The following is a 14,670-nucleotide window of genomic DNA, read 5'->3' as shown; positions in this document are numbered from 1 at the left end:
TCGTCAGGCCCCGGACGTGCGCAATTGTTCGTAGATCGCGCTCACCCTCGCGCAATGGGTGGCTTCGCTGAAGCGGCGGCGCGCATCGGCCTGCGCCGCCAGCGCCATCTCCCGGCCCATGTCCATGGCAGCCTCCCCAGCAGCCTTCCCAGCACCCTTCCCTCTGGCTCCCAGCTCTGCGCACGCCCGCGCCAGCGCGTCCGCATCGTCCGGCTCGACCAGCAGGCCGACGCCGCCCTCCAGCGCCTCGATATTGCCGCCGGACCGCGCGGCGACGATCGGCGTGCCGACCAGCATCGCCTCCACCAGCGTCCGGCCGAAGGGCTCGCCCACGGCTGGCACGACAAGCTGGTCGCAGGCGGCGATCCAGAAGGGGCCGGGCGTGCGATAGCCCATCAGCTTCACCTGACCGGCAACCCCCTTGCCCGCAATATGCTGGCGCAGCGCGGAATCCATGGCGGGCAGGCGCGCCTCGCCGAACATCACCCCCATGACCGGCCGGTCGACGAGGCCGCGCAGCCGCGCCATCATGTCGACGAACAGCAGGGGCCGCTTGCGCGGCACGAAGGCGCCGAAATAGCCGAGCAGCAGCGTGTCGGGCGTCACCCCCAGCTCCCGGATCAGCGTGTCGCGCGCCTTGGCCCGGTCGATGCTGATGCCGGTATCGAACGGGCTGTGCACCACCGATGCCTTGTCGCGCGCCGACCAGATCCCCTCGGGCGGCAGCGCGAAGGCGGATACCGCCAGCACCCGATGCGCCAGCGCGGGTGCCAGCAGGCGCAGGCCCAGCGCCCGGGGATCGCCGCGATGGTGCCAGATCAGCCTGGTCCCGGCCAGCCGGGCGGCCAGCGCCCAGTTGGCGCTGCTGCGCCCGTCATTGACATGGACGATGTCGATCCGCTGCCGCCGCAGGAAGCGGGCGCGGGGCAGGACTCCGGCCAGGGTCCGCGTGAATTTCCGCAGGGTGAAGGCCTCGCCGGGCACGAACAGGCCGTGCGCGCCGGGATCGTCCATCCGTTCCTGCCCGGCGAAAAAGCGGGCGATCATGCCGTCGGGCACCTCGGTCACGACGATCGGCCGGTACAACGCGGGGTCGAGATTCGTCATCAGTCCGCGCACCGAAATATGGCTGCCCCCGACGCTGTCCCCGGAAAAGGGGAAGCAGATGCGCAACGGGCGATTCTCCGCCGCTGCTTCGGCCTGGAAACGGGGCGCCAGCGCGTTCATCCCGCCTTCCCGTCGATCAGGTCGCGGGACCGCTGGTCCAGAAACTGGTCGAGATTGGCGATCCCGTTCCCGTCCGCGTCGCCCCAGGGATCGGCCTTGCGCGGATTGGTGCCGTGCTGCGCCTCCCAGCGGTCGTCCATGCCGTCGCCGTCCGCATCGGGATAGGGCGTGCCGGGCAGCGGATCGTCGATCATCCCCGGCTGCCTGACGATATGGCCCTTGCGCTCTCGAATCTGGCTGACGATGCGGCGGTCGAACGGATCGCGCGGAAAGGCGCCCGCATCGCCCAGCACCATCTCATAGGCATCCGTTGCGGGCTGGGCCGCGACGGTCGGGGGGCAGGGCGGCCGGTCGACCTCCGCATCCTTCAGCAGGGGGGAAAGATGGACGAAATCCCCATCGAACCGGTTGTCGGCCAGATAGACTTTCGCGAGCCCCTTGGACCCCATGACGTTCCGCGCGACGCCGACCGTGTCGGGCCGGGTGTTCCTCCCCGCGATGAAGCTGTTGCCGATCAGCGAAACCGGTACGCCACCGAAACTTTCCCAGATTTCGGCGAATTCCGACTGGCCGTTATAGAGGATGTTGTTCACTACCTCCGCGCAGGAACCGGGCGGGAAGTTGAGGTCCGGGTTGCGGTCGCCATTATGCGCGCAGATATTGCCGATGAAGCTCAGATGCTGCGGTCCCTTGGGATCGCTGGCGAGCAGCGCGCATTTGTCGTGACGTGGAATCCCCTCGGCGAAGATGCTGTTGCTGATCGTGATCCAGTCATTGTCGCCATAGCCGTTGATCAGCTCGTCCCGCGCCCAGCTCGCGCTGACATGGTCGACGATCACCTGCCGGCTGTTCATGATGGTGAAGCTGTCCTCCGACCCGCGATGCGCACCGATCCTGTCGTTGCGCACGCGGATATGGCGGATAACGACGTCGTGCGTGTTCTTGACCACGATCGGGGTGCGGCCGTTCTCGCCGCCCGCATGGGCGATGACGATGCCGTCGCCCGGCGCGCTCTGTCCGGCAATGGTCAGGAAGGGATTGTGGATGATCGGCGGCGGCGCGGTGAAGCGGATGATGCCGCTCACCCGGAAGATGCAGACGCGCGGTCCCGACGCTTCGATGCAGGCGCGCAGGGACCCGGGGCCGCTGTCCGCCAGCGTGTCGACGGCGATGATGCGCCCGCCGCGCCCGCCGCTGGCTGCGGCGCCATAGCCCACCGCGCCGGGAAAGGCGGGCTCGCCCTTGACCGGCTGCGCCGCCGCCTGCGATTCGGTGCCCGCGCCGGAGCAGCCCGCCATCGCCACGGACAGGCACAGGGCCAGCAACAGGCGCCTCATGCCACGTCTCCGCTGCGCAGCGGATAATCATAGCGGTGCAGCATCGGCGCGCACATGGCAGTGAAGATCCACCGCTTCCATCCGGGCATTTCCCGCTTCCACTTGTCGTCGCTGCGCAGGACGATCGATTTCTGCATCCGGTGGCGGCTGCCTGCGACCTGGTGCTGCGGTTCGAAGGGGACGGCGCCGGTCGCGGCGTCATGGGGCCGTTCCCCCACCAGCGCGACGATCCGGCCGATGGTGCCGCGCGGATCGTCGATGAAATCCTCATACCGCACGCGGATGCTGCGGTCGGGGCCGACCCGGCGACACAGCCATTCGGCCGCCAGATTGACCATCGACCAGCGCAGCGCAGTGTAGAGCAGCGGCTTGGGCCGCAATTCGCGCTGCACGCCCTTTTCGACGCTGCGCCTGTGTCCCTTCAGCAGCGACCAGGCGACGCCGCGCCCGTCGCGCACCACATGGACGACATGCAGGTCGATGCCCGGCATCGCCGCCAGCGCGAAGGCGCGGCCCGGCAGTTTGGAACTGTCCACCAGGATCGGCCGTCCCGACACCAGCGTCATGCCGCGCAGCAATTTCAGCGTGCGCCGCGCATGGCTCCGCCATCCGGGCAGCCGCAGCAGCCTGCCCGGCGCCAGCAGCCCCTCGGTCAGCGCCTGCGCCCGGCGATAGCCCGCCAGAAAGCCGTCCGGCTCTCCCTGCATCCAGCGGGTGACGATCGCCTTCCAGGCCGGACAGTCGTGGACCCGCGCTCCGCAGGCGCAATATTCGCCATTGTCCCAGACATGCCGCGCCAGCGTCGCGACCTCGCCCGCGCCCATGATCGCGGGATGTTCGCCCAGCGCGATGTCCAGCAGGGTCGTGCCGCTGCGCCCATAGCCCGCGACATAGATCAGCTTGATCGCGCCCTGGTCCGCAGCCGGGGAGGAGGTGCGGCTTTCCCGTGGGGCCATGGTCGTTTCATCGGCATTGCGCCGGGGCAGGATGGCATCCGTCACCGAATCGTCCTTTTCGCGGAGGGCGCCCCTGCCGTCTTCCGGCGGCGCGCCGGTGCAGGCATTTATCCCGTCGGACAGATGGCCGATCAACGGATCACACGGCTGATATCCCGGCAAATTCGGATAGGTCCGGCTGCCCTTTATGCCCCGCCGCCTGTCCCGAATGTCCTTTGCGCCGGGGTGGGAGGGAGGGGCAATGTGCCGCTCCAGCCCATCAGCCCTGCCCACTGGCCCAGCGGAGGGGAAGCCGATCGTGACCGCCATGACCAGCCCTGCTCCGTTTACCGGTCCGGCGGTTCATCGCGCGAGCGCGAGCCCTGCCGGAGCGGCGCGGGGACAGGAGCATGTCTGGGACCGGATCGCCCGCTACTGCCTGCTCGCCGCGATCTTCCTGTCGGGATGGAGCCTGCTGCGCGTCGGCCAGATCAATCTCACCTTCTCCGACGTCTTCTTTCTCCTCAGCTTCGCCATATCGGGCGCGCGCGGCCATTTGAGCGCCACCCCCTTCCGGTCGCTCACTCCCTTCTGGCTGACGGGCCTGGTGATGATGCTGGGCGGCCTGTTCGTGGGATCGGTGGTCAATGGCGATCCGCTGCGCTGGGTGAACATCGCCCTGCAATATACGGTGGCCTTCCTCTTCATTCCGGTGCTGCTGATGCAGCAGGGCGAAAGGATCACGCGCATCGCGCCGCTGGTCTTCGTGCTGGGAACCGCCCTGTCGGAAACCATCGGCATCATCGCGACCTTCTTCCTCACCTTCCATGACACGGTCCACTGGCTGGGCGACGGCTTTATCACCGGCAACGACCGGCTGGGGGCGATGGCGGGGCAACCCAATCCCAATGGCGCGGTGGTCGCCTTTTCCCTGCCGATGCTGCTGTTTTCGGTGCGCCAGCACATGCTGTCCGGCCTGGCCGGGCTTTGCTGCCTGATCCTGCTGCTCTGGGGGCTGATGCTGAGCGCGTCCTTCACCGGATTTTCCGCCTCGCTGCTCGCCATCTTCACCGCGATGCTGCTGATGGGCATGCGCTATATCTTTCGCCTGGGTCTGGCCGCTGCCGTCGCCGCCAGCCTGTTCTTCGCCTCCGGCGCGCCCCTGCCCAAGGCGTTTCAGGAACGGGTCGGCAATGCGGTGGAAAGCGGCGACCTCAATCAGGCGGGCACCTTCATCAACCGTGCCCAGCTGATCGAGGAAGCCTGGGGCTTTGCCGAGGACAATATGCTGATCGGCATGGGCGTCGACCGCTATCGGGAAATCAGCGCCTACGACAATCCGGTCCACAATCTCTATCTGCTGATCTGGAACGAGGGCGGGTCGGTCGCCTTTTGCGGGCTGATGATCCTGCTTGTGCTGCTCTGCCTGCTGGCGGTGAGCGGACTGCGCCTCCATCGCGATCGGGGTGCGATGGCGGGGGCGGTGCTGTTGGTCTTCCTGATCTACACCATGTCCTATCCGCACATGTATTCGCGCATGTGGGTGATGCCGGTCATGGTGGCGCTGGCCACCCTCTATGGGCCGCGGCGGAACGGGAAGGCAGAGGGCGCCCGGCTGATCTACGCCCGTCCGGCAGGCCCGCTGCAGCCTTCGCCGCCTTCCCCGCTTATGCATCCGAAGGGTTAGCACCTATGCGCAGCCCGCCGTCCCGATGCGCTTTTGCTCTGGCGCGGCGCAGACATCAATATTTGGAATGATTTGGGGAAGGGCCTCCTGCCAGGCCCTGTTCACACGCCCCTGCGATCCGACGGGAGACTATCATGGCGTCTGCACAGCTGACACTGATCGACGGCGCGGTTCGGCCGGGCGGCGGGGAAAAGCAGCAGGACCTGTCCTTCGAACTGCAACAGATGACGGCCCGCCAGATCTGGTTTCTGTTGTGCCGGCATATCAAGCTGGTGGCGACGATCGTCATCGCCTGCGTGGTCGTGGTGCTGGCCGTTCAGTTGCAACTGCCTAACCGTTACGAGGCGACCGCGACCGTTCAGGTGGAACTCAACGATTCCACCGGTTCGAACCAGGCCGATGCCACCCGCAACCAGCAGCGCGTCGCCAACGAGGCGCGCATGTACCGTTCGCAGGCGCTGGCGGAACAGGTGGTGCGCGACCTTGATCTGAACCGCAACCCGACCTTCACCCATAATGTCCCGATGACGGTGCAGCAGGCGGCTGTGCAACTGACCAAGAATACCCGCGTGGTCAGTTCCACCGACTCCGACTTCATCGATATCACCGTCCAGTCGCGCAAGGCGGAACTGTCCGCGCGCGTCGCCAATCGTTTCGTCGACAGCCTGCAAAAGCTGCGGTCGCAGCGGCGGCAGAACTGGCGCGATGGTCTCAGCACCGCGCTGGACAAGGAAACCGGCCGCCTGGCTTATGAAGTGGAGGTGGCCGAGCGGGCCGTCGCCGATTTTCGCCGCGACCATCTGATGCCGATGGGGGCGGGCAGCGCGGAGGATTATCAGCAGATGAACCGCATCGCGGTGGAGGCCGCCTCGACCGCCGCGATTAGCAGCGCGATGCAGGCGCAGGCCGCCGGGGTCGGCCGCGCCGCTGCCATGCGCACCGTCGCCGGTGCGACCTCGCCTGCGCTCGACAATCTCCAGAAGCAATATGACGACCTGGTCCGCCAACGCTCCGAAATCTCGGTGCAGATGGGCGCCAACCATCCCCAGATGCAGGCGCTTTCGGCCCAGATCGCGCAGGTCGGCAACGCGCTGGTCCAGGAACGGGCAGCGGTCATCAACACGCAGCAGACGAAGAATGACACGGATGCCGGGCGCGAACGGGCCATGGCCCTGGCGGAGGCCAGCGCCGCGTCCGCGCGCGCGGGCCAGCTTCAGGCAAGGCTCAATGCGATGAGCGGCGCGGCCTTCCGCAACAATGCCAATCTGGTCGATCTGTCGATCCTTGAACGGCGGGCGGAAGTGGCGCGGCAGGCCTATCTGACCACGGCCGGGCGTGCCCAGACGGTGCAGTCCGAACTCCAGACCACGGGCGTCAACTCGACCATGGTGTCGGCCGCCGCCGTGCCGCTCTATCCGGTCGCGCCCGCGCCCAAGAAAATGGCGCTGGCGGCCTTCGTCGGTTCGTCGGTGCTCGCTTTCCTGATCGTGCTGGGCATCGAGATGTTCGACAATCGCCTGCGCAGCGGGGAGCAGCTACGCCGCCTCTTCGGCCTGCGGACGCTGGCGATGTTGCCCAGGCTGGAGGATTCGATCGGCGCCACCATCGAGGAAAATCCGGTCATCACCCAGCCGCAATCGCTGTTCACCGAGGTCGCGCGCAACCTGGCGAGCGAAATCGGCGAATTACCGCATGACGGTGCCCTTGACGGAGGCAGCCAGCGCGTTCTGGTGACGTCGCCCCTGCCCGGCGACGGCAAGTCCAGCGTGGCGCTGACGCTGGCCGCCGCTGCCGCCTCCATGGGGCGGCGCGCGATCGTCGTCGACCTTGACCTGCGGCGTCCCGGCCCCAGCATCCTGCGTTCGATCCAGGACAGTTCCAACACGCCCGACCTGATCGAGGTGCTGACCCATGCGGAGGAAAGCCGCAGGCTCATTCCCCAGATCGAACCGCATCTGGAGCATGATGCGGCCGAAGGAGCGGCCCCCACGGCGCTGATGCCGGTGGTGCTCAGCACGCGCGAACAGATTCGCAACCCCGCCGCCGTGGTGCAGGGCTGGCAGGTCGGACGGCTGCTCGATGATCTGCGCGATCGCTTCGACCTGGTCGTCATCAATGCCCCCGCCATCCTTGCCGTGCGCGACGCGCGAACGCTGTCCAGCCTGGCGGATTCGACCGTCATGGTCGTGCGTTGGGGCCATACCACGGTCGAACAGCTCCGCGCCTCGCTCCAGATGGTCAACAACCAGGTAGTGGGCGCGGTATTCAACCAGGTCGATTATGAAGATCATGCCCGGCGCGGCTATGGCGACGCGGTCCAGTTCTACATGGGATCGGCCGCCTATTATTCCGACAGTTTCCCCGTTCAGCAGGGCTGGTTGAGGCGGGTGCGCCACGTCTTCACGCGCAAGGCCGCGTGAGCACGCTGCCACCCCCACGTCAAAGTGCCGCGCATCCCACTTGTTTCGAAAGCCTGATGGTGGAAAAGGATGCCCGTCTGAGCTTGCTGATCATCGATGGCAGTCCGCTGCGGCGGGCCTGCATCGCGGTCGCGCTCGATACCCCGGACAGCCGAATCCTGCCGCAGACCGGCCTGGATCCATCGGATGGCGTTCAGGCGCCCGACATCATCCTGTTCCAGACGGGCGATTCCGATGCGGAGAGCACGGCCCTTCCGCTTCAGATCGGCGAGGCAGGTCGGGTCTGGCCGCATGTCCCGATTCTCGTGATCGCGGACCATGGCAATGAAGCGCTGATGACGGCGGCGGTCATGGCTGGTGCGCAGGGGCTGTTGCGATCGAGCACCAGCGTCGAGACGATGCAGCGCGCATTGCTGCTGTTGAAGGACGGTCTGGCCGTCTACCCGGCCGCCTTCGCGTCGGCGATGCAGGCGCGGTTCGGTTCCACCCGGCCGGAGGGCACTGATGAACGGATCGCCCTGGCGGTCGACAAGTTCAAACTGCTCACCAAGCGGCAGCGCGACGTGCTGCGGCTGCTGGCGCAGGGTGCCTCCAACAAGGATATCGCCCAGCGCCTCGACATCAGCGAGAGCACCGTCAAGGTCCATGTGCGCGCGATCATGGCGGTCAATGGCGCCGCCAATCGTACCCAGATCGTCGCGCATCTGCTGAAAGGCGGAGACGTCGACGATTGAACCAAGGGGGTCTTCGGCACGGAAGCCGAAGACCCTTTCCCCATGAATGCGTGGTGGAGAGGATCAGTGGGCGCCGGCTGCTACCGGCCTGATGCGTGCCCGGCGAAGCCAGCTTACGTCCAGCAGCCCGGCCGTCACCACGCCCAGCAGGACATGCGCCATATTGCCGCCGATCGGGCCGTAGCGCGGCACGGCATAGGCCGCGACCGCCACGAACAGCGCCGTGCCGAATCCGGAGATCGCCAGCACCTTCCAGCTCTGGTTCATCGCCAGCATCGCCGATCGGGACGGCGCGGCGTGCAGCATCAGCATCACCGCCACCAGCTGCGTCAGCAGCAGGACATAGGTTTGTGCATAGGCCTCGCCCGGCCCCACCCGGATCAGCAGCGGCCCGAACAGCCAGGCGCCCGCCAGCATGGCGAAACCGACCGCCGCCAGGGCCATCTGCACCTGCAGCGTCGCCGCTCGGAAGTTGCGGATATTGCCGTTGGCCCACATCCGCGCGACATCGGGATAGACCACGGCCTGCACCTGTGCACCGACCTGGGCCGCCACCTTGGCGATCCGCTTGGCGAGATAATAGACCGCAGCGGCCGAGCTTCCGGCCACTGCCCCCACGAACAGCGAATCCGCTTCGGTGGTGATGACGCGCAGCGTCAACGACAGGTTGGTCGAACAGGCGAAGCCGAAAAAGCCGGGAAAGTCGCGGACAAGTCCCCGAAGCCGGGCACGCAGCGGATTGGGTATCCCCATTTGCCTGAGCGCCCGGAAGCCGACCCAGAAGACCGCCACCGACCCCAGCGCCTGCGACACCGTCCAGGCGACCATGAAGCCGATCACCCCCGCATGGTTCACCATGCAGATGAAGGCGAGCAGGATGCGCAGCACATTGCCCGCAACCTGCGCATAGGCCAGCATCTTGAACTGGCCCGACAGCCGCAAGGCCGCGGTAGGCACACCGGCAATATTGAACAGCGTCGCGACCGAATAGATCGCCACCAGTTCCACATGCAGGGGTTTCAGGCCGAAGAGTGGCCCGAACAACAGGGCCAGCCCGATGGCGCTGAAGGCCGCCAGCGCGGCGGCACCCATATCCAGCATCAGGCCGTAGCAATAGAGCCGTTGCAGGCGTCGCGGCGAACCTTGCGCCTCTTCCTGGACGGCGAACCGGATCAGGGGCTGCCAGGATTCGAAGCGCAAAATCCGCTCGACCACGCGATTATAGGAAAGGACCAGCACCATGACGCCATAGGTGGCTGGTCCCAGGGATCGGGCGGCCATCGCCACGCTGACCAGCATGATCAGCGCGTTCAGGAAATTGCCCGAAAGCAGGTGTCCCACCGCGACCAGCCGACCGCGCGTTCCCTTGATCAGGAAAGCGCCGAACCGGCTGCGCAACATCTGGGCGGCGCGTGCGGTCAGCACGTCCCTGTTCCATCTGACATGATGATCCCTCTTTTGCTTGTCGCGCGTCCGCAGGCGGTCAGCCGTTCGAGCCAGGCTGAAAGCGTTGTCGGGCGGTCGGGGATCAGACGCGGAGTGCGACCATTTCCATGGCCGGCAGTTGCGCGGGGTGCGGGATGCTGACGGGCAGCTCCGGTTCGACTTCGGTCACGCGGCCGCGCATCCCGTGATTGGCCGCCCAGATCGCCGCCTGCGTCCGGTTCTTGACGCGCAGCTTGCGCAGCACGGCCTTCACATGCACCTTCACCGTGGCTTCACTGATATCCATGCGCTTGGAGATGACCTTGTTCGGGCATCCCATGATCAGCCAGCGAAGGATCTCCAGCTCGCGATCCGACAGGCAGGCAGCATCCACCGGCCGTTCGACCTCCAGCGCATCGGTCAGGCTCGGGCGCGATTGCAGCTCATCGGCCAGTTGCGGCGGGAGGACGCGTTCACCCATGGCCACCAGCCGCAACGTCGCGACCAAGCGGTCACAGGAGATTTCCTTGACGATATAGGCGAGCGCACCGATCCGGAACGCCTTCAGCATGATCTGGAAATCGAACCGGTCGGACAGGAGAACCAGATAGGAGCAGGGAAAGCGCTTTTGCAGAAGCGACAGCGTCTCGACGTCCATCGCTTCGGTTCCATCGTCGATCAGAAGAAGGGACGGCCCATTATCTTCGGGCACTTCATCTTGCTGAACTATTGCTGCAATATTGGAATATTGAGTCACGCGGAAATCCCGCTCCGTCAGAATACGGCTCAACCCCTCTCGGACGATTGCATTACCGCACAACAGACGCACATTGACTGGATATGACATTGGGTGGTCCCCTCATGATCTCTTCTACTTCCGTAAGCAGGCCCCAAACGGAGTGTAGAAGACCAGTAATTAAATGCCTGTAGTGCGACCCTTTCTTTTTTTTCAATAACTTATGAGTAGCATATTTGTGCCGTCAGAGTCCCGGAGTCCACAACAGAAATTTCGGGTAACCGCAATGAACCGTTAACAACTTGTTAAGATGGCGAATTTTCTCCGTAAGCTTTAGTGGTTGTTGCGACGCGGCAGACATCGTTACCACTTTGGTAGTATATGAATTCGCTTAAGCCAGTGAAAAGGCTCGTTCGCAGAAAATAAAAATGATTCGGTAGAGTTATAACCTAAGTTAATTAATTTGCCGGATAAGAACAAATGCTTCCGCAGCGCAGCGATAGGCAGTTGCTCCCCTCAGCGTCGCCAGGGCACGAACGGCCTCGATCGAGCGCTCGTCTGGATGGGGTTTGACCTGGCTGCGGAAGGCCTGGAAGGCCGTGATCTTCCGTTCGATCGTCTCGCTGATGTCGACGAACATGTTGGGGCTGAAGGCGGGCGTGACGCCCGGCGCCAGCCAATTGGTTTCCGACAGGGTCTCATAAGCCAGAACGGAGGCGGGACCGCGGCTTGTCCTTGGCCGGGCATAGACCAGTGCGGCATTGAACACGATCTGATGGTCCATGTGGATGTCGCCGATGAAGGGAATCAGAAGCACATCGGGGTCGATCCGCGACAGGGCGGCTGACAGCGCATGGTTGAGATCGCTGCGTTTCACCTGGTCCAGTCCGGCAGCGGGAAAATCAAGAAACTGAGTGCTGGTTACGCCAATAATATTATGGGCTCCTATACTTTCTTCATGAACCTGGCAGACCAGTTCTTCATCGAACAGGGGCGGCTGACCACGCGTGACGATGATGACATGGACTTCTGCGCCTGCTGCGGCCGCGCGGGCCATGGTGCCGCCGCAGCCCAATATCTCGTCATCCGGATGCGGCGCCACGACGGCGATCCGGCGCGCGTTGAAGGGCGCTGACATTGGTTATTCCCCCAGCATGGCATGAAGCCGCGGCGGCTTTTCCGGGCCGCTCCATTGCGTGATTGTGAGCGCCGTGTTCCGGCCGCACATCACCGTGAAATTTTCGGGCGTCCGCAGGATCACCTGGCCCGGCAGGGCGGCGTGGCGGCCGCCCATGTCCGATGATATGCCTCCCCAGATGCGCAAGTCCGCATCGTTCATCCGGGTAAAGGCGCCGGGATAGGGATGGCCCACGGCCCGGATCAGGCGGAGCACATCGCCCGCCGGTCGCCGCCAGTCGATCATCCCGTCCTTCGCTGTCCGCCGCGCCGCCCATGTCGCGCAGTTCTCATCCTGCGCCGATCGCGGCAGTTGCCCGGCGGCGAGCCGGTCGAGGGTGCGATCCAGCATCACTGCCAGCGCCCGCATATGCTTGGCATAGAGGGAGGCGGCCGTTTCCATGGGGGCGACATGGAAATATTGCTGGTCGGCAATGTCGCCGGTATCGGTGCCCTCATCGATCCAGAACAGCGATCCGGCGGTGATCGGCTCGCCCTGCAGGATGGTCCAGGGGATCGCTGCCCGTCCGCGCAGGCGGGGGAGGGCGGCGGGGTGATAGCCGATGATCCGGTCGGGGAAAAGTTCACGGAAGGCCGCCCCGCAAATCTGCGACCAGCCCATGACGAACGCCATGTCGGCACCGGCCCGCGCCATCGCCGCCAACGCATCGTCCCGGTTGATATTGTCGACATGGATGACTGGGCAGCCCCGTGCCCGTGCCGCCGGTTCCAGATCGACAAAGTCCGAATGACGCCCGGCAAAGGCAGGATCGAGCGTGACGACCGCCGCCATCTCCCAGCCCGGATGCCGCACGATCGCATCGAAGGCGACAGCGGCGGTTTCAACGGCCCCAATGAGGAGGGCGCGCTTCGTCGACATGCCAGTTGATCCTTTTTTCCCCGGCAACCACCACCAGCAGGGTGCGGGCCATGATCTGCGCGTCGAGCCATGCAGTGCGATTGCGCACATACCAGAGGTCGAAGCGCAGCTTTTCTTCAACGGTCAGCAGCGTGTTGCCGCTGACCTGCGCCAACCCCGTCAGTCCCGGCCGCACCCGTCCGCGTTCGATGCCATCCTCGCGCATCGCGCCGATGGTCTGCGGCAGCAGGGGGCGTGGACCCACAAAGTCCATGTCTCCGCGCGCTATGTTCAGAAGTTCGGGCAATTCGTCGAGCCGCGAGCGGCGCAGGAACCGCCCCAGCGCCGTCACTCGCTGCGCGTCAAGCAGCGGCGTGCCTTGCGCGTCATGAATGTCCCGCATGGTGCGGAACTTGATCATCGGAAAGATGAGCCCGCCTTGCCCGCTGCGCTGCTGACGGAACAATATCGGCCGCCCCATGCCCAGAAGGACAAGGCCGGACAGCAGCGCGAGCAGCGGCAAGAGCAGGACGAGCAGCGCCAGCGCCACCAGTCCGGCCGGTCGAAGGCGAGCCGTCATGGGCGGCCCGCCATCAGCAGGGACGCGCGAGGGGACAGGACCGGCGCCGCTGCCGGGCCGTTCCCCTGCAACTGCATGACGTCGAGCAGCAGCCCGTTCACCTTGTTCACATCGTAGATGTCGATGGCCGTCTGGCGCGCGGACCGCGCCATGGCCCTTACCTGTATCGGGTCGCCGATCATCCGCTCCATTGCCGCCGCCAGCGCCGGGGTATCGCGTGGTGGCACCAGCAGGCCATTCACGCCGTCGCGGATCGGCTCGCGGCAGCCGGGCATGTCGGTGGTGATCACCGGTCTTCCGGTTGCCAGCGCCTCCAGGATCGTGCGCGGCAGCCCCTCGCGATAGAAGGACGGCAGGACGAAGACATGGGCCGACGCCAGGAAAGGCCGCACGTCGCGCGTTTCGGGCAGGAATTCGATCAGCCCTGCCGCGCGCCATTGTTCCAGGTCGGCGCTGGTATAGCCGGTCGGATTTTCGCTTTCCGGCCGGGTCAGCAGCAGGAAGCGCACATCGGGATATCTTTGCCGGATGATCCGCGCCGCCTCGACATATTCGCCCACGCCCTTGTCGCGCATCAACCGGCCCATCATCAGGAAGGTGAAGGGACCGTCGGGCAGGGGATGTTCGGCAAAATGCCGGATGTCGATGCCGGATCCCGGTACTTGCAGGACCGGCTGGCCCGGCGCGACGATACCGCTTTCCAGCATCAGGCGATGATCGTCGCCATTGAAGACGAAGATGCAGCCAGCCCTGCGCACCGCTGCCCGATAAAGGTGCGATACGATGGTGCGCAGCCATGGGCGCCCATCCGCCTCTTCGCTGAAAACATAGCCAAGGCCGCTCATGATCGCGAACAGCCGCGGGCGGCCAAGCAACCGGGTTGCCAGCCCGCCATAGATGATCGGCTTTTGCGTATAGGCGATGACGACATCCGGCCGCTCCTTCCGCAACAGGCGGATATAATGGAGCAGCGTGCGGGCGTCGCGCAGCGGATTGGTGCCTGTGCGCGCCATCGGCGTCCGTTGGAAACGGACGCCCAGCGCAGCTAGCCGGGCCGATATTTCGGGATCCTCATCAGGCGCGCAGGCGATGACCTCATGCCCTTCCGCGACCATCCGGGCGATCAGTGCGCCGCGAAAATTGATCAGCGACCAGGCGAGGCTGGAGAGGATCACGACTTTCACTGGCCCATCATCCTCCCGTTTCGCTGCCGGGCAGGGGGTAGCACAGACGCCCCGGCACCCGGCGGGTGCATCGGTAGATTACCCCTTTGAGGCAGAAGCGGACCCTCCGCACCCCGTCCGCCCCGTCCGTCCGCCTCGCTTGGGACGGCGATATAGCCCCAATGGGATGTCATCCGCTTCGGTCGGGCGCGGCATGGGATAAAGGATGATGGCTGATCGACCGATTACGGCGAACCGCCTGTTTCTATAGCTTTACGGTCACCGGCGGTTGCGTGGCCGGGTGAAGACGGTTCCCCGGGGCCGTTCCCCCCGCACCCTCCACGCGACCGCCGGACCATGTATCGGAGACATCGGAATGCCGAACATCGCG

Annotated in this window: 12 protein-coding genes; 3 read left to right on the top strand and 9 right to left on the bottom strand. The window is 65.3% G+C overall.

Features of this window, described 5'->3' with window-relative positions; all coding sequences use genetic code 11:
• Window positions 1–3: 3 nt before the first annotated feature.
• The 3 genes from MJ601_RS12220 to MJ601_RS12210 are packed head-to-tail and all read right to left on the bottom strand — an operon-like array spanning window position 4 to window position 3,829.
• Window positions 4–1,227 (bottom strand): glycosyltransferase family 4 protein, encoded by a 1,224-nt coding sequence (locus MJ601_RS12220; protein WP_242126760.1) that lies wholly within the window; start codon window positions 1,225–1,227, stop codon window positions 4–6.
• Entirely contained in the window at window positions 1,224–2,564 is a 1,341-nt protein-coding gene (locus MJ601_RS12215; RefSeq protein ID WP_242126758.1) for a pectate lyase, read from the bottom strand. The genes MJ601_RS12220 and MJ601_RS12215 overlap by 4 nt, the downstream gene beginning before the upstream one ends.
• Window positions 2,561–3,829 (bottom strand): sulfotransferase family protein, encoded by a 1,269-nt coding sequence (locus MJ601_RS12210; RefSeq protein ID WP_242126756.1) that lies wholly within the window; start codon window positions 3,827–3,829, stop codon window positions 2,561–2,563. Before MJ601_RS12210 ends, MJ601_RS12215 begins: the two co-directional genes overlap by 4 nt.
• On the opposite strand from MJ601_RS12210, the gene MJ601_RS12205 reads away from it, so the two are divergent.
• The 3 genes from MJ601_RS12205 to MJ601_RS12195 all read left to right on the top strand — a co-directional run bounded on the left by MJ601_RS12205 (window position 3,828) and on the right by MJ601_RS12195 (window position 8,340).
• A complete protein-coding gene (locus MJ601_RS12205) occupies window positions 3,828–5,186 on the top strand; it encodes an O-antigen ligase family protein (RefSeq protein WP_242126900.1) in 1,359 nt (452 codons plus the stop codon). The genes MJ601_RS12210 and MJ601_RS12205 overlap by 2 nt on opposite strands.
• Window positions 5,187–5,320: 134 nt before the next feature.
• Window positions 5,321–7,606, top strand: a complete 2,286-nt coding sequence (locus tag MJ601_RS12200) for a GumC family protein (RefSeq protein WP_242126753.1) — start codon at window positions 5,321–5,323, stop codon at window positions 7,604–7,606.
• Window positions 7,607–7,689: 83 nt separating this feature from the next.
• On the top strand, window positions 7,690–8,340 hold the full coding sequence (locus MJ601_RS12195) for a helix-turn-helix transcriptional regulator (protein WP_242126751.1): 651 nt from the start codon (window positions 7,690–7,692) through the stop codon (window positions 8,338–8,340).
• Between the two features lie 63 nt (window positions 8,341–8,403).
• Here MJ601_RS12195 and MJ601_RS12190 read toward each other — a convergent pair whose 3' ends face one another.
• The 6 genes from MJ601_RS12190 to MJ601_RS22030 form a co-directional block, all read right to left on the bottom strand.
• Window positions 8,404–9,765, bottom strand: coding sequence for a lipopolysaccharide biosynthesis protein (locus MJ601_RS12190; protein WP_242126749.1), 1,362 nt, complete (start codon window positions 9,763–9,765; stop codon window positions 8,404–8,406).
• Between the two features lie 103 nt (window positions 9,766–9,868).
• The gene (locus MJ601_RS12185; protein ID WP_242126747.1) at window positions 9,869–10,477 is read right to left on the bottom strand and encodes a LuxR C-terminal-related transcriptional regulator; all 609 of its coding nucleotides are present in this window, start codon (window positions 10,475–10,477) and stop codon (window positions 9,869–9,871) included.
• A gap of 478 nt (window positions 10,478–10,955) precedes the next feature.
• Window positions 10,956–11,603: a PIG-L deacetylase family protein gene (locus tag MJ601_RS12180; RefSeq protein ID WP_242126744.1), complete on the bottom strand. Its 648-nt coding sequence runs from the start codon at window positions 11,601–11,603 to the stop codon at window positions 10,956–10,958.
• 39 nt (window positions 11,604–11,642) lie between these two features.
• Window positions 11,643–12,557 (bottom strand): formyltransferase family protein, encoded by a 915-nt coding sequence (locus MJ601_RS12175; protein ID WP_242126742.1) that lies wholly within the window; start codon window positions 12,555–12,557, stop codon window positions 11,643–11,645.
• Window positions 12,520–13,116, bottom strand: coding sequence for a sugar transferase (locus MJ601_RS12170; RefSeq protein ID WP_242126741.1), 597 nt, complete (start codon window positions 13,114–13,116; stop codon window positions 12,520–12,522). Before MJ601_RS12170 ends, MJ601_RS12175 begins: the two co-directional genes overlap by 38 nt.
• The gene (locus tag MJ601_RS22030; RefSeq protein WP_242126739.1) at window positions 13,113–14,300 is read right to left on the bottom strand and encodes a glycosyltransferase family 4 protein; all 1,188 of its coding nucleotides are present in this window, start codon (window positions 14,298–14,300) and stop codon (window positions 13,113–13,115) included. Before MJ601_RS22030 ends, MJ601_RS12170 begins: the two co-directional genes overlap by 4 nt.
• Between the last annotated feature and the right edge of the window lie 370 nt (window positions 14,301–14,670).

The sequence above is a fragment of the Sphingobium trunci genome, assembly GCF_022664535.1.
GTDB lineage: Bacteria > Pseudomonadota > Alphaproteobacteria > Sphingomonadales > Sphingomonadaceae > Sphingobium.
This window is presented reverse-complemented; position numbering and strand designations above follow the sequence as displayed.